This is a genomic window from Yersinia sp. 1652 StPb PI (assembly GCF_041538345.1).
GTDB classification, from domain to species: Bacteria; Pseudomonadota; Gammaproteobacteria; order Enterobacterales; family Enterobacteriaceae; genus Yersinia; species Yersinia enterocolitica_E.
Genome location: NZ_JAULSM010000002.1, coordinates 29,439 through 44,297, shown reverse-complemented (window position 1 = coordinate 44,297; position 14,859 = coordinate 29,439). Strand labels below are relative to the sequence as shown.

The following is a 14,859-nucleotide window of genomic DNA, read 5'->3' as shown; positions in this document are numbered from 1 at the left end:
TTGTCAGGTTAAGGAGAGGTAAAGGTGATGGGATTACCGCCAGACAGCATCGTTGAATTCACGTTATCACGAATGCAGACCAGCCTTGCCAAACGCACATCGGAGAATGATGTTGCCAGCGAGCGCAGTGGCTTACTTTTTCTTGGCAATGTACATGATGCATTTCCGCGCCGGTTATTTATGGATACCCGGCTCTCTCCTTTAGATAAAACGGCCTGGGTCATGATCCGCCTTTACGCGCAGCAGCATGAGGGCGCAATTTTCCCGACTTATGATGAGTTGCAGCTGCAATTAGCATCGCCACACGCGGAAAAAGCCTCACGCGAAACCATTAGCCGCGCATTGTTAATGCTGAGAATTACCGGATGGTTAAGCCTTTGCAAGCGAGTCAGGGATGCACATGGCCGAGTCAGAGGGAATATTTATGCCCAGCATGATGAGCCTCTCAGTTGCAGAGATGCTGAAACCTTCGACCCCGGCTGGTTGGAACTCGTGGCATCAAGCTGTCAGCACAAAAACAAAGCAGTACGTATGACCGCGCTGGCGGTACTGAATGAGATTCGTAACGATCCGAGCATGCGGCATCGCCATTCTCGCCTAAGTATGATTGAGATCCGTTTGGGGAGTTCAGCCACACCGCGGCAAATGGCCGCTTTACGTCGAGAATCTGTACCCAGTTCGGATCCCGAACTCAGTAGAAAAGGCATAGAAATTGAGCAAAAAACACTGTGTTCGGATTTCGAACTCAGTAATAAATCAGGCACTTATCCCGAAGTTCGAAAACCGAACTGTAACGTACGTCATTTCACACTCAGTGTGAATAAAAAAACGTACGTGTCTGATGCGAACAGTGTTAAGGACTCGCCAGCACTGTCTTTACCCGATTCTCTGCTAAGCAGAATATCCGCGGAGGATACGGATATGCTGATGGGACAATTGAACGCATTGCCGGAAAATCAATCGTTAGCGCTGCTGACGCAGCTCAGGACACAATTACGACGTGGTCAACTGAGTAATCCACTGGGGTGGGTGCTAAGTATGCTAAAGCGTGCTCGTGAAGGGCAGATGGCCATACCGGAAGCAGCAATTTCAGCCAAACAGCCTCAACAATCGCCTTATGCCACCGTACCTGTAAGCCGTGGTTTATTACCGGTAGAACGAGCCTCTGCGGGACAGGTTGCCCGCGTTATCGCGGATATAAAAAGCAAATTTTTAAATAAGGATAAGCCAGATGGTTAAAAAGCAATATTGTTGCCACTGGCAACAAGGTTAAAAAGTCACCCTATCAGTCCAGTATTTGAAAGTATGGGGCTGAATGTTCAATTTCACCTTGTTGATCATCCTGCAGTTTCACGACTATTTGGCTTCTCTTAACTGATTAGCAGGTGACAACGATGACAGATAGTTTGGGAAAACGTACTGGTTCCTTACATTCGGAGCTAAAAATTGAACTTCACAGCCATTATGCCATTGCTCTGTGGCAGGGACGGCACGTTGAAAAAGATGAAGATGGCACAGTGGTAAAATCAGCCATTATAGGGATGCCACATTTTCTTTATAAGGCCTCGCTGATTAATCAGGATTCACTAAAGGATAATCCTTGGGCTGATGCAGCGATGTTGGGTATGGAAGAGAAGCTAACCGCTGCTAATAGTAATATGCAGGCTTTGATTGAAAGCATAGGAAAAAATATGCAGTGGCTGCCCAAAGGGGCAACCCTATCTGAAGCAACAGTCTCTGAGCCTCTGGATATTCGTGTCTACAGTAATACCCCGCTGGGATACCGCTGTGTTTTCTTATTGTTAGGTTTCGACCAGTTTGCCAAACTGGTTCTGCAAGCGGCTCATTATGGATTGATCTCCCGTCAGCAGCGCTATGATAAGTTGAGCAATGGCAGTCGTCTGGTGCGTGAGATTTACGGTTGTGCCATGCGCTATCGCTCAGTCGCGGTTTCTCGTCTGGATGCTATTGAAAATAATAGTGTTTGGCAGCAGGCCATTAGTGAGCTAGGGGAGCCGGATACAGCAGTATTGCTGGGTACCCGCCGTTCTATTTTTTCTCCGCCGATCAATGAATCCACGGCAAATTTGCTGCATATACGTGATCAGAGTCCAATGAGCGATAGCGCCACTTCATCGTAATTGAAGATGTTAAATATGAATCAATTATGGTGCAGCCCCATCCGAAGTACTTTCGGATCGCTATTTATTCTCGCACTTCCCGTACCAGTTTTTCCTGACCCGACATATTGACTTACCTCTTATCCGGTTGAAAACTGAACAGGTTACTTGTTGTCTACGACAACTGCCAATGTTCCAGTGATTTGAGAGGAACGCCTTCGGGTAATCACCTGCCAATGCCATCATGACCTGAGAGGTGGCGCTTTCGAGCGGTTAAGCCAAATCTGTCAACCTTTGCAAACAGAGACCTTCGGGTTAAGGCATATTTAACCAATACAGCCAGTCAGTTGCTCAATTGCTGACTTCCCTGCGGGAAACTTTCTTCCGCACGGGATGATTGTTTCTCCGCTAGCTGTTTATTTTCACTCCGGAGAAAACATCATGACTGCAACCAACGCTGCTACAACCAATAATGATTCAACAAAAAGTATTTCAACTAACCATCTTTCTACCAACAATGCACCAAATTCACCTTCTCAGCCTCGTGCTGAATATTTCAACCTGAATGTCACCGGTATCGGCTATCTCAATAATATTCGTAAGGTTTCCGGCAATAATGGTGAGTTCACCTGTGCGGTGATCAATGCTCTTACCGGGCCCACTGACAATGCGTCTTATACGCGTTTTGATATTACCGTTGTAGGCAAAGAAAGTGTTTCTCTTATCAACCGTTGCCAAAAGGCGGTGGATGAAGAGAAACAGGTGCTCATTGGTTTTGTACTCAGTGGGCTGGTTGCTGATGTGTTTACCCTGACCAAGGGTGATCATGCCGGTGAAAGCCGCCCGGCACTTAAAGCCCGATTGATTGTGGTCGAGTGGGTCAAAATTAGTGGCCAACTGGTCTACAAGTCAGAAAAGCCCACTTCACTGCCGCCAGCACATAATGAACCCCAGCATCAAAGTTACGCTGAAAATTCATTCTAAGCCCATATGGAGATACACCTATCCAGTAGACTCGGGTATTGTGTCTGCCGTGCCGTGTTCTATGCGATAGCCTAACTATTGTTGCCTGTGTTGAAGGTACTCTTTTTTAATTACGGCAAATTAACCGGCCAGTTTTGACTGGCGTTCTTTTCTCTGACAGACTCACTTTATTAAGGTAGGTGCAATGTTAGCGGAGAACACTATGACTAACCGTTATGACACTGATTTCTATGGCTGGACTAAAGATCAGGCTGATTTGCTGCGTTCAGGTAGTCTAAATCAGTTGGACACCCAAAACCTTTTGGAGGAAATCGAAAGCATGGGGAATAGCCAACGAAGCGAGTTGGAATCTCGTCTTGAGGTATTGTTTCTACACCTCCTGAAGTGGGCATTTCAACCTTCGCACCGTGGTCGTAGCTGGCAACTCACTATTGCTGAACAGCGAAGAAAAGTTGCTCGTCGGCTCTCGAAAAGTCCAAGTCTTAAGCGGGAGCTTGATGAAATGACAACGGATGCTTATGGCGATGCTATTTTATCGGCAGCCAGAGAAACCGGCATGGATGAAAAGGCATTCCCTAAATCCTGCCCATGGACATTTGATCAAATCATGGATAGTGACTTTTATCCTGAATAGTATTGATGTGGTGTTTTAATCACAGAAAGAACACCGGACTGGCCGGTGTTCTTTTTTAAATATGTAGATCTATCTCCCCGCGGGTATAAAGCACTTTTCTCTTAGATTCTCAGAAATAATTTAACATTGTTCATCAATTAGTTGTCGTCAAAATACCCCTCTCTGATGGGGATTGATTTTACGGTGAATACGGATGACACAACCAAATCTGCGGCCCAGGTACAAGCTGGTATGGCTTACACTGTCTTGACCTGCTCCCCGTTGATTGATACGTCAATTTGCAGTCCATACGTGGTTATATGGGGCACGCACTCAAGTTTACTTATACGAGGAATCCTAAAAGAGAGAAAGATCATTCACCTTTTCTTTTGGATGTGTACAATATATTCACTCGGAAAGATTCAGCTCATTTTTCATGGAAAAGGTAAAGAAACGGATGTCGACATTAATTAATGGTGTTAGTGGTAATTTTCCAAATAATAATGAATCTTGGGCGTCTGATTTTAAAAAACGTAGCGCCTTCAGCAAGGGGGAGGGTATTTACAGGGCAAAGCAAACGTGGGTGTTAGATGATGTGTCGTTTAACGACAAACTGCATATTACCTGCTGTTTGCCCTATGTGCCTATGGATGTGGATGATACCCCCCTACCATATACACTTAATTGTGCTCGTGGTTATGATGCAAGTAAAGAAAGATCAGTTGCGATTGCAGAAGTGTTAGTGTTTGGCGAAATATCTAAATTATACAATCAGGTAAATGGTGAGGTTATTGACTTTGGTGTAAGTGATTCACTGTGGTGTAATGTAACATATACGACAATTAATTCTTAGATTTTTGCCAATAACAGTTCTCCCTTCAGAAAAAGCTTTCAGCAGCGGAGATGGGGTTACCCGGAGTTGCTGGAAAGCACATCAGAAAGGCGTATTTTATGTGATACGCACTATCGGACTCTTCCTTGGGTGTTCTGAGTGACACACTTATAGAAAGCGATTCTGATAAAACCGTTAGCGTTGGGGTGTTGCAATCCATAGGTATTAGCCATGACGTAGCACCTATCTATCGATATTCCGGTGGGACACTTTGTTGATCTGCGAGTTCAGATGCCAGAAGTTGAAAGCGAGGATATTCCCGCTGAAGACGTAAATTAGAAATACAAGGCCGGGCTTAATGGCTTGGTTAATTCTATAGTGGAGATTATTTTCTGCTGCTTTCATGAAAAATCTAATAATCAAGATTTCATCATTGATTAACTTTTTTATATGCAGAGAAAACTGCAACGGTTCCGTGTAATTTTATGTCTACACATTTGAAATGCATGGAAAGGATTTCACGTAAACTTTCGAGTGAATCTCTTCGATTATTAAAAATACCTTTTTTATTATAAATACCCATTAATTTACGACCAAACGCGTTGTGTTCAACCCCTTCACCAAGAATTGTCGCTCCACAGATAATACCGCCATTTTTTATTGCTGAAGCTACAAGTGCGATTGTAGGGAGCTTGGCTTCCATGTCCCCAGGTAGGCAATGTAGTAGATAGAACATAGAACATAGAAATAGAATTGAAACTATTGTGCATATGAGCGGGTAAAGGCTTGAAAACATCATGCAATATACATTCTGAGATTCGCTCTGAGCCAATACGCTTTTTTGCAGAGTCCAAACTGTGAGGATTGAGGTCCATCAGTGTTATATCTTGGGAGCCTTGCGGTGTTTTTGCCAGGTAATAACCGGTTCCAACGCCAATATCCAGATGCTTGGGCCCCATATTTTGTTGTAAATGAGGGAGTAATATGTCCTTTGTGCTACAGCGCCATGCATGATTATTTGAAATATTCAGTACCCACCAGTTATAGAGTTTTAATGATAATGGAGTATAGACTTGGGCACCTTCAAAGCTATTGGTATTCATTCATAAATCCTTTTAATATTTACAGAGTTCTACGGTATCGTAACATAATGAACTGATCTGAGTTCAAACTTGGAATGAAAAAACTGATTAAAATTGGCAAGGAGATGGATATGTACAAGGAAAAATCAGACGTTCTATACAATTAGATATACAGGGTAATAGATGAAACAGTATTTATATTGGCTGAGGTGAATCACGAGATGAAGTGAGCTGTGATATCCGCTTGATTAATGCCAGAACTTGAAACTAAACCTTTAAACTAATCACCGGTTATTCCGGCTTTTTTTTTATTTCTCCGCGCATACTGATTAAAGCGTTGTTCACCCGTTCGCTGCCGTCAAAATATTCCTCTCTGATTGGGGTTATTTTACGGTGAACATGGATGGCACAACCAAATCTGCGGCTCAGGTACAAGCTGACATGGCTTACGCTGTCACTACTGGTCGTGGGTTGTAGCCATAACACCACTGCCAAAAATGAACCGCTTTCATCAGTTTCGCCCGCTCCCCGAGTCAGTGATATTTACCCCGACCAGGCTCCAGAGGTGGTGCGCTACGACCGCTATACTCTGGTCGATAGCAAACCTTTAGCGGCACAGCGTGATCCGTTGAATCAAATGGTGGACATCACCATGCCCACTCAAAGGGTTCGCTCAGTGGGTGATGGCTTTCGATATATATTGTTGGAATCTGGGTACTCACTGTGCTCGATATCATCATCGGTTTTCACCGAACTGCTAAACAAACCATTACCAGGTGTTCAACGTTCGATTGGGCCGTTACGTCTCAGTGATGCTTTGCAAATTCTTGCTGGCCCCGCATGGCGTTTGCGGGTTGATGATGTGAATCGGGAAGTCTGTTTTACGTTGCGTGATGCCTATCAGAACCTTGCTGTAGCCAAACCGCTAGTGCCAGCCAAGGTAATCATCCCAGCTAAAAATCTAACGCCCCAATCTGGAAATTTCTTATCTGGTTCATCCACTACCACGGTAGCACCTGTCATTGCCACACCTTTAGTTCCGCTTAAATCGACGTTAAAGCCTGAAAATATTCCTGTGCCTTCTCCGGTAATCACTCCCGTGGGCCAGCTTTGGCGGGCTGAGGTTGGTTTAACACTCAAAGAAACACTGAATCGTTGGGCGGGGCAGACCAAATGCATTAATGGCGGCAATTGGGTTGTGATCTGGCCGGTTTTGTTGGATTACCGTATTGATGCACCACTGGCCTTCCACGGCAATTTTGAATCTGTACTGGTTCAGGTTTTTGAGCTTTATCGCAAGGCAGACAAGCCCTTGTTTGCTGAAGCTAGCCGCTTGCAATGTTTGGTCGCAGTTAGCGACATCCCCGGAGGGCGCTGAGGTGGGTTACGCCATTGCAGTGATGGCGATGGTGTTCGTGCTGCTCGTCGGCAACGTTCAATTGCGAGAGTCCACTGGCCATCAGTCGCAGGCCATTAATCGCACCGCAGATCGCTTGGCCGCTGACATGCTGCGGTTGGCCAGTGGTGTAAATGATTGGCGCTACCGCAGCACTCTGGATGACGGCAACCTGAATACCCGCCAGTTTGGCTTGGTTCCGCCACCCGATAGCCGTATCAACGCCGCCATACAGCGTGGTCGTTTGTGGTTATGGATACCTGAACAGCAGAGGTTAGTCGCCAGTCTTAATCACCAATCAGTAAGTTCCGCATTGGTGGCAACCGTGGCTGGTGGTCGGCTGCGAATGGTTGATGGCACTGACATGAATATCTCCCTTCCTGCCGGAGTGGCTGAAGGGAATATTGTTTATCTTAATTGAGGGAGAGCTGGATGCATTGGTTTTTCGCCGCCCGAACTTCGCGCATCATGAATGCGGTAATCAGTCTGGGGTTTCTGGTTGGCTGTTCACTCAGTGAAATTGACCGGATAGATCGCAAGGCCAAAGATAGCGGCGAAACCGCGCGACGTATTACGGACAGCAATAGCGCGAAAATACAACCTTCAGTGCGTTGGATGGATAAACCGTGGGTGAACCTCAAACCTCTCGCAGCGGTTGTTGCAAGTTCTGAAGAGAAAGCGCTGCCCCCGTGTCAGATAACCATCAACCGCCCTGACGGAATGAACCTACCTGAACTGGGTCAGCGTATTACTAGCTTATGTGGCCCTCGAGTGACCATCACGCCCGATGCCTTTTTGGCTTTATCGCCTGTTAATACCCGCTCCGGAATGGCCCAGCAAATACCAGGCTCCTTGTCTGCACTTGATGGTGATAGCCGTATTCCTCTTTCTCACTTTGGCGGTCAGGCCCCCACAGCTTCTGCAATGATGCGGCCCGGCAAGCACATCAATGCACTGAAATGGCAGGGTGATTTATCGGGCTTGCTGGATAGCGTAGGCAGTCGCTTGGGGCTGTCGTGGCGGGCTAATAAGGGCAATATCGTCTTTTATCAGTTGGATACTCGAATGTTCCAACTTGTCATCCTTAATACCAAAATTAGCAGTTCTGCCAGCGTAACCTCTGGTTCCTCAGGTTCGATTGGCTCCAGTGGCGGTACCAATAGCGGCGTGTCCGGCGATTCTAGCTCTGCCCAGAAAACCTCGGTGGATCTGAGAAGTGATCTCTATGAGGACATTAAAAAGACAGTCGAGAACATGCTGACACCATCCAAAGGGCGCTTTTGGCTCTCCTCGGCCAGTGGCACGCTGACAGTGACGGATACACCTGAAACTCTGGAGCGGATAGGGCGCTATATCGACTATCAGAATGAGCTTCTTAATCGTCAGGTCCAGTTGAATGTTCAGGTTTTGAGTGTTACCCAGTCACGCAAAGAGCAGTTTGGTTTGGACTGGAAACTGGTGTATCAATCATTGAGCAACATCGGTGCCAGCGTGACAGGAAACATGATTAACGCGGCAGATAATGCCCTCTCTGGGGGTCTGTCAATTTTGGATACTGCGACGGGGAACGCGGCAAAATTTTCTGGTTCGGAGCTGCTGATCAAAGCGCTTTCTCAGCAAGGTAACGTCAGCTTGGTGACGGAGCTCAACAGGGCGACGATCAACCTGACACCGGTACCGTTCCAAATCTCCGATCAAACGGGATACATACAAAGCTCAAGCACGACGGCAACCGCCAACGCGGGTAGCACATCGTCAATGCAGACCGGCATTATAACTACAGGCCTGTTTATGTCGATGTTGCCTTATATTCAAGAAAATGGTGATGTGCAGCTTCAGTTTGCTTTCACTCTCTCGGATAAGCCAACTATTCAGCCTTTTGTTTCTCGTGACGGCAACACTCGCAATGATACCCCGGCGTTCAAACTTCGTTCGCTTACCCAAACAGTCAATATGCGCGCAGGTCAGACACTAGTGCTGACTGGAGCCGACCAACTCGATTCCGTCGCCAATAAACAGGGAACATTTACCCCCGGTAATTTCCTGTTTGGGGGCGGCCATGCAGGCACCGATACCCGTACCACGTTGGTCATTCTCATTACACCCGTTCTGCTGAGGTAGCCATGAAACAGAATATTGTTGCTCGCCATACTATGCCGCTCCAACAGGTAATGAAAATTGGCCGTATAGTTTGGGTGGTGGGTATTGACTGGCAGAGGCACGATCCTGTTGCCCAAAAAACACGGTTTTTTAGTCGTGCTGGTGGGGCAACACATCAGCTGAAATTGTCGGCTAAACCACAGTATATTACCGGTTTGGTGCGCCTTACTCGTGTTCACCCAGGGGGAAGGTTGTGCTCGCTTGCCGTCGCTTATTTGGCTCGCGCGGGGGGAAATCACTATGGCATTTATCAACTTGATACAAAAAGTGATAAATGGCTTTTTCTGGCAACCACCGACGGTTTGCCGTCAGTTATGGGTGATGTTGTCGGCCCCCTAGATGAGGTACAAAGTGCTCAACAGCGATTTCTTGATTTTAATGCGCCTGAATCATCTATTGCCCCGAGTTGTACGGCAGCACCTGACATTCCCGTTTGCTGGCAAACCTTGACGACTGGCCTGTCTCGTCAGGCAATTCGCACAATGACCCTGAGCCGTATCTTTTCTGGCCGCATCCTTGCACGTTTTGCCGCCCTCATCTCGTTTGCTTCAGCTGCTCTGTGGTACTGGGACAGTCAAGCTGATAAGGCTGAAATGGCAGATAAAGTAACTCAGGCCAAAGCATTACTTGAATGGCAGAACAAGAATTCAATCGGCCCAATCAAAGAGGAGAACCTGCCACACCCTTGGGCGCAGGTCTGGCCAGCATCTTATTTTCTCGACCAGTGCTTTGTGGTTCGCCAATTATTGTCAGTCACCCTTGCAGGTTGGCGGCTTGCCTATGGCGAGTGTGTTAGCGAGGGGATGCGTCTGCGTTATGAGGCAGAGGCTGGCAGTACCGTTGCAGACTTCTCCCGTCGGGCACGGGAACTGCTCGGGCAAGATACACATTTTAATTTGGAGGACGGAGGCCAACATGGTGATGTGCTGATCCCTTTTGTTGGCATTGATTCTCCATCGCTATGGCGAGATGAAAAGGTTCCACCGTCAGGCGTCCAGTTAATGCGTTTTATTTCGCATTTTCAAAGACAAAATATCAGTGTACCGCTCAGCGAGGTCAAACCCCCTCCGGTGGTTCCGGGGCAAGAAATGACTGAGCCCTCTCAAGACTGGCAGGAGTTCACCTTTACCTTCACGACAAAAATGCCACCGGAGGGGCTATTAGCCAGCATCAATGATACCGGTCTGCGTCTGACGAGTATCTCGTTTGCGCTCAACCCGCAGAGTCAGTTTGACTACACCCTCAAGGGGAGTCTGTATGCACAAAAATAATCCCGGTTGGCTATGGTTGCCTCTGGTTATATGGGCTGGCTCCATCCATGCAGCAGACTTTCAGACTTCGGCCAAAACCACGGATATATCAAGTGTAACTGTGGGCCAACTGGAGTCTATCCAGCAGAAGAATATGTTGCTGGAGGCTCAGGTTCACACCGCCCGCCTTCAGCGCCAATTACGGGAAAGTGAACAGGATACTCTGCCAGTTGACGGAAACGTCACGTCACCAGGGCAGGAAAATATACCCAAGGCTGGTTCAGCCGCCGCAAGCCCTGAAGGGGCGATATTACAACTTGAAGAGATTTATGGTCGAGGTAACCCATTGCGGGCTCGCATTCGGCTGGCCACCGGAGGTGTGGTCGAGGTCACACAAGGTGATATTTTGCCCGGTAGCTCTCTCAAGGTCATGGCTATTACCGATTCTGTGGTGAAGTTGAGCGACGGCTCTGTGATGTCATTCTGAGGTGAAATAATGACTATTGATAAGGAAATCATGGAGTTTGTCTTTGTTGAGCATCTGCCCTGTGGGCAAATAGTGCTGGTTATTGATAACAATCGACGCACCGATCCACGGGTACAGCGCTGGGTGATGGAAATGACGCGTATTCACACCGGCGCTAAAAACGAGTTTGTTGCTCTTAGTGAGCTGAATAACCGCCGTACCCGCATAACGGATGATTCGCAATATAGCATTTGTCTGAAAGACCTGACCAACATCAGTGAACGGCAGAAAAAAGTGCTGGGTTATTTTGAATTGTCACGCGAGCTAAGAGCTTCTGATATCCATCTGATCATCGACAGCAAATTGACTCGGATAGAAATGCGCTTGCATGGCGATCTGGAAGAGGTGGATTCACTGCCAAGGACGGAGGGCATGGCGCTGGCTTCAACCATCATTCTCTCAATGTGTGATGTGGCTGAGACCCAATTTTATCCGGGGCGAGAACAGGGCGGGCGTGTAAAATCCGATTTTGCTCGTAAGGTCGGTGTATTTGGTGCGCGTTATGAGCACCGTCCAACCGCTGACGGCCTTTATGTCGTCATGCGCATTATTGATGATGACGGCGATGCGGTACCGACCTTGAGTACATTAGGGTTTATACCAGAGCAACGCGCACTGGCAGAGAAAATTCTACGCATCCCAGAAGGAATGGTGATCCTCTCTGGCCCCACTGGATCAGGGAAAAGTACCACTTTACGCAGCTTCAGCCGGATCTATCTGGATCGCACCGGTGGAAAACGTCGACTTCTGACCATTGAAGACCCACCGGAAGGGGGGATCAACGGCGCGATACAGACTCCGATCATTGCCGATAAAAGCCGTACCGATGCGGTTCAGCAAGCCTGGGATAGCGCCAATGCTTCCGCTTTGCGCCTCGATCCAGACGCTATTCTTAATGGTGAAATGCGAGATCTGATATCTATTGTGGCTGCCGTTTATGCTGCTCAGACCGGCCATTTGCTGCTGACGACACTTCATGCCAATAGTGCGGTCGGCATTCTCAAACGCATGGCTGTTTTGGGTATTTCGGAGGCGTTGATCGCTGACGCCCAGCTTATTGTAGGGCTTATCAGTCAGCGCCTGGTACAAACGCTGTGTACGCATTGCCGTATTCCCTGGGAGGTCAAGGCCCCACGACTGACGCCAGAAACCCGTATGCGCCTTGAGTGTTATTGTTGCGTGCAGGGTGTGTGTCGTTCTGAACAACTGTGGTTTCGCAGTAAAGAGGGATGCGTGCACTGCCAGCAACGGCTTGCTATCAGTGATCGCATTGTCAGCCGTGGCGTGACCGGGCGCAGTGTGGTGGCTGAGGTGATCCGCCCCGATGCGCGATTTATGTCGCTGTATCTGACTCATGGCCCAGCGGTGGCCAGACAATACTGGGTTAAATCACTGTCTGGCGTGACTCGTGTGACTCACTTGCTACACAAATTGGCTGCGGGTGTGGTTGATCCCCTTGATGCTGATTTGATTTGTCCGCTGGACGAAGATCATATCCTGACCTGTGAGGTACCTGATGCCTGAAATGAGTTTTCGGCCTGCCCGCAGCATGTCTTTGGGGCAACGTCTGCGTTATGAACTTGTACGCCATACGTTTAGCACTGGTTATCGCCTGCAATTTTATGATGCGCTGCGTTTTTTACTGGGAAATGGCAACCCCTTAGGCGTTGCGCTGCGGATGATTGCTGAGGTTCATACTGATTTTGGTCGGCACTGGCATCCTTATGGCGATTTGGTGGATGACTGTCTGGAGTCGTTATCGGATAACGGTGCAGGACGCACACTTGAGGATGTACTGGCTGCTTGGGGACCATTGGAAGAAGCTGCGCTAATCAGTGCTGGAATGCGCAGTGGAAAATTACCGGAAACACTACTGCAAGCGAGCAAGCTGGTCGAAGCCCGCCGCCGTATCCTAACGCTGGTTGGCAAAATGTCTCTTTATCCACTGCTGCTGTTTTGCTTGGGCGGCGGCATGTTGGTCATTAACGGCGCGTACCTTATTCCCACACTGCGTAAAATTTCTGATCCGAAAAACTGGAGCGGCGCGTTAGGTTTTATGCATTTACTGGCCAACTTTACTGACAAACAGGGTGCCGCTGTGGTGAGTGCGGTTGCCATCATGATGGGGCTGGTGCTGTGGTCTATCCCCCGCTGGCGTGGTCGGTTACGCCGAATTGCCGATAATATGGTGCCCTGGTCGGTCTACCAAGATATTCAGGGGGCGGTGTTCCTGATGAATATGGCTGCACTTCTGAGAGCGAATGTGCAGACGTTAGCGGCGCTGCAAATTTTACTGCCGTTTTCCTCACCCTGGCTGCAAGAACGCCTTGGCTCCATTATCGCCCGTGTCGAACAGGGCGATCATCTGGGTAAGGCGTTGCGTAACAGTGGCTATCAATTTCCCAGTAAAGAAGCAGCTAACTATCTCTCCTTGCTGACCGAAGGCGATGGCGCGCCAGATATTATTGGCCGTTACGGTGATCGCTGGCTGGAACAAACACTTGAGCGGGTAAACAAGCGCGCCATTGTGGTGATGTTTTTCTCTCTGCTACTGATTTTCAGTTTCTTCTTACTCATCTTGTCCACGGTGATGCAAATTCAGGATATGACCAGTGACTCGATGCAATAAGGAATCCGACAATGCCATTATGTGCTGTATCCAGAAAACAACCTCACCGTGGTTGGGGTATTCTTGAGAGCGGTGGTGTGGCTCTGGTGGTAATTATCGTCATTACGGTAGTGCTGGGGGGGATTTATATGTTGTGGAACCGAAAGGATATCGCCTTAGAGTCTGCCAATGTGCAGCACATCATCACATCCACGCAGGGGTTGCTAAAAGGCCGTAATGGTTACAATTTCACCAGCGGGGCAGCTATGACCGGCTTCCTGATTCAGGTTGGTGGCGTACCTAAAAGTATGATGACGAAAGGTAACCCGACAGCCGGTACGGCTACCCTATGGAATACATGGGGTGGACAGGTGGTGGTTGCTCCCGTAGCTGCAAATGGTTTCCATCACGGCTTTACGGTGTCCTACCAGAAAGTTCCGCAATATGCGTGCATTGCTATAACCACGCGCCTCAGCGCGGGTGGCAGTATCTCTGGTATTACCATCAACAGTACCGCTTATAATGATGGCAATGTTACTGCCGAAAATGCGGGTACCGCCTGCGTGAAAGACACCGGCAGAAGCGGAATGAACACGCTGACCTTTACGGTTAACGGTTGACCATCATCACTCTGGCGCTCCCCTGGCTATTTGTGCCACCGCTGTTTTTGCTGGCCCTACGGCTGCTTGAGCCAATAACCCGGCAAGTCAGTCTATTCCTCAATAGTCATCATTTCTCATCCACCTTTAGGCAACAATCGGCCACCCTATTGCGTTACCAATGGCTCCATGCAGCTGTAATGACGGTGATGGCGGTGGCCCCGTTTGAGGGGCAAATATTCAGCAATATGACCTCGGTGCTGTTCGTCCCTTTTATCTACCGGTTGAGTCTCACTGATCGGCTTTCCGGCTGGCTACCGCAGGAATTTACCTGGAGTTGCCTGGCCGCAGGGCTGTTTACCGCGCTGGGCAATGGTGAGTTTCTTTCACAGAGTATGACGGCCATTGCGTTGCTTTTGCTTTGCGGTTCAGTTCGGATAATCTCCGGGCATTACACCAAACGTGAGCTGCTAGGGCTAGGTGATGTCTGGTTTACTGCTGCTCTCGGCGCGTGGTTGGGTTGGCCTCTAGCACGGTTAGCTATCGGCGTCGGACTGTGCGGATTTATACTATGGCACTTGATGTCAGGCGATGTGGAAACTGGCGGGCCACTCGGGCCTTGGCTGGGTCATGCCGCGCTGCTGGCAATGACAGTCAAGGTTTACGATCCTCTGCTGATGTGGTGACTT

Annotated in this window: 14 protein-coding genes and 1 pseudogene; 14 read left to right on the top strand and 1 reads right to left on the bottom strand. The window is 48.4% G+C overall.

The window, feature by feature from the left end; genetic code table 11:
* Positions 1-27 precede the first annotated feature (27 nt).
* From Q2T71_RS16820 to Q2T71_RS16800, 5 genes are all read left to right on the top strand, one after another.
* Positions 28-1,239, top strand: a complete 1,212-nt coding sequence (locus Q2T71_RS16820; protein ID WP_186378662.1) for an STY4528 family pathogenicity island replication protein — start codon at positions 28-30, stop codon at positions 1,237-1,239.
* Positions 1,240-1,394: 155 nt separating this feature from the next.
* Positions 1,395-2,141 carry a PFL_4669 family integrating conjugative element protein gene (locus Q2T71_RS16815; RefSeq protein WP_145512674.1) on the top strand — a complete coding sequence of 249 codons (747 nt, stop codon included), beginning with the start codon at positions 1,395-1,397 and terminating at the stop codon, positions 2,139-2,141.
* A gap of 420 nt (positions 2,142-2,561) precedes the next feature.
* The gene (locus Q2T71_RS16810) at positions 2,562-3,104 is read left to right on the top strand and encodes an STY4534 family ICE replication protein (RefSeq protein ID WP_145512675.1); all 543 of its coding nucleotides are present in this window, start codon (positions 2,562-2,564) and stop codon (positions 3,102-3,104) included.
* 202 nt (positions 3,105-3,306) lie between these two features.
* Entirely contained in the window at positions 3,307-3,738 is a 432-nt protein-coding gene (locus Q2T71_RS16805) for a DUF29 domain-containing protein (RefSeq protein WP_075338783.1), read from the top strand.
* Positions 3,739-4,174: 436 nt separating this feature from the next.
* Positions 4,175-4,570 carry a hypothetical protein gene (locus Q2T71_RS16800; RefSeq protein WP_075338724.1) on the top strand — a complete coding sequence of 132 codons (396 nt, stop codon included), beginning with the start codon at positions 4,175-4,177 and terminating at the stop codon, positions 4,568-4,570.
* Positions 4,571-4,979: 409 nt separating this feature from the next.
* Here the strand turns inward: Q2T71_RS16800 and Q2T71_RS16795 are convergent.
* Positions 4,980-5,652 (bottom strand): annotated as a pseudogene (locus Q2T71_RS16795) (class I SAM-dependent methyltransferase).
* 382 nt (positions 5,653-6,034) lie between these two features.
* Between Q2T71_RS16795 and Q2T71_RS16790 the strand changes: the two are divergent.
* From Q2T71_RS16790 to Q2T71_RS16750, 9 genes are read left to right on the top strand one after another with little or no spacing between them, the layout of a single operon-like run.
* Positions 6,035-7,009 (top strand): TcpQ domain-containing protein, encoded by a 975-nt coding sequence (locus Q2T71_RS16790; protein WP_145512679.1) that lies wholly within the window; start codon positions 6,035-6,037, stop codon positions 7,007-7,009.
* Position 7,010: 1 nt separating this feature from the next.
* Entirely contained in the window at positions 7,011-7,448 is a 438-nt protein-coding gene (pilM, locus tag Q2T71_RS16785; protein ID WP_145512680.1) for a type IV pilus biogenesis protein PilM, read from the top strand.
* A gap of 11 nt (positions 7,449-7,459) precedes the next feature.
* Positions 7,460-9,148, top strand: a complete 1,689-nt coding sequence (locus Q2T71_RS16780) for a PilN family type IVB pilus formation outer membrane protein (RefSeq protein WP_145512681.1) — start codon at positions 7,460-7,462, stop codon at positions 9,146-9,148.
* Positions 9,149-9,150: 2 nt separating this feature from the next.
* Complete coding sequence (gene pilO2 / locus Q2T71_RS16775; protein WP_145512682.1) at positions 9,151-10,458, top strand: type 4b pilus protein PilO2; 1,308 nt, start codon at positions 9,151-9,153, stop codon at positions 10,456-10,458.
* Positions 10,445-10,924 (top strand): type IV pilus biogenesis protein PilP, encoded by a 480-nt coding sequence (gene pilP / locus Q2T71_RS16770; protein WP_145512683.1) that lies wholly within the window; start codon positions 10,445-10,447, stop codon positions 10,922-10,924. Before pilO2 ends, pilP begins: the two co-directional genes overlap by 14 nt.
* Before the next feature lie 9 nt (positions 10,925-10,933).
* Entirely contained in the window at positions 10,934-12,487 is a 1,554-nt protein-coding gene (locus Q2T71_RS16765) for a GspE/PulE family protein (protein WP_219646964.1), read from the top strand.
* Entirely contained in the window at positions 12,480-13,592 is a 1,113-nt protein-coding gene (locus Q2T71_RS16760; protein WP_145512685.1) for a type II secretion system F family protein, read from the top strand. The genes Q2T71_RS16765 and Q2T71_RS16760 overlap by 8 nt, the downstream gene beginning before the upstream one ends.
* An 11-nt stretch (positions 13,593-13,603) precedes the next feature.
* Positions 13,604-14,191 carry a type 4 pilus major pilin gene (locus tag Q2T71_RS16755; protein WP_151431550.1) on the top strand — a complete coding sequence of 196 codons (588 nt, stop codon included), beginning with the start codon at positions 13,604-13,606 and terminating at the stop codon, positions 14,189-14,191.
* The gene (locus Q2T71_RS16750) at positions 14,188-14,856 is read left to right on the top strand and encodes a prepilin peptidase (protein ID WP_145512687.1); all 669 of its coding nucleotides are present in this window, start codon (positions 14,188-14,190) and stop codon (positions 14,854-14,856) included. The genes Q2T71_RS16755 and Q2T71_RS16750 overlap by 4 nt, the downstream gene beginning before the upstream one ends.
* Positions 14,857-14,859 lie beyond the last annotated feature (3 nt).

Coding starts and splice junctions, on each gene's coding strand:
- Q2T71_RS16800 (WP_075338724.1), top strand. CDS start 4,175: ATGTCGACATTAATTAATGGTGTTAGTGGTAATTTTCCAAATAATAAT.
- Q2T71_RS16755 (WP_151431550.1), top strand. CDS start 13,604: ATGCCATTATGTGCTGTATCCAGAAAACAACCTCACCGTGGTTGGGGT.
- Q2T71_RS16780 (WP_145512681.1), top strand. CDS start 7,460: ATGCATTGGTTTTTCGCCGCCCGAACTTCGCGCATCATGAATGCGGTA.
- pilO2 (WP_145512682.1), top strand. CDS start 9,151: ATGAAACAGAATATTGTTGCTCGCCATACTATGCCGCTCCAACAGGTA.
- Q2T71_RS16790 (WP_145512679.1), top strand. CDS start 6,035: ATGGCACAACCAAATCTGCGGCTCAGGTACAAGCTGACATGGCTTACG.
- Q2T71_RS16815 (WP_145512674.1), top strand. CDS start 1,395: ATGACAGATAGTTTGGGAAAACGTACTGGTTCCTTACATTCGGAGCTA.
- Q2T71_RS16760 (WP_145512685.1), top strand. CDS start 12,480: ATGCCTGAAATGAGTTTTCGGCCTGCCCGCAGCATGTCTTTGGGGCAA.
- pilP (WP_145512683.1), top strand. CDS start 10,445: ATGCACAAAAATAATCCCGGTTGGCTATGGTTGCCTCTGGTTATATGG.
- Q2T71_RS16820 (WP_186378662.1), top strand. CDS start 28: ATGGGATTACCGCCAGACAGCATCGTTGAATTCACGTTATCACGAATG.
- Q2T71_RS16805 (WP_075338783.1), top strand. CDS start 3,307: ATGACTAACCGTTATGACACTGATTTCTATGGCTGGACTAAAGATCAG.
- Q2T71_RS16765 (WP_219646964.1), top strand. CDS start 10,934: ATGACTATTGATAAGGAAATCATGGAGTTTGTCTTTGTTGAGCATCTG.
- Q2T71_RS16810 (WP_145512675.1), top strand. CDS start 2,562: ATGACTGCAACCAACGCTGCTACAACCAATAATGATTCAACAAAAAGT.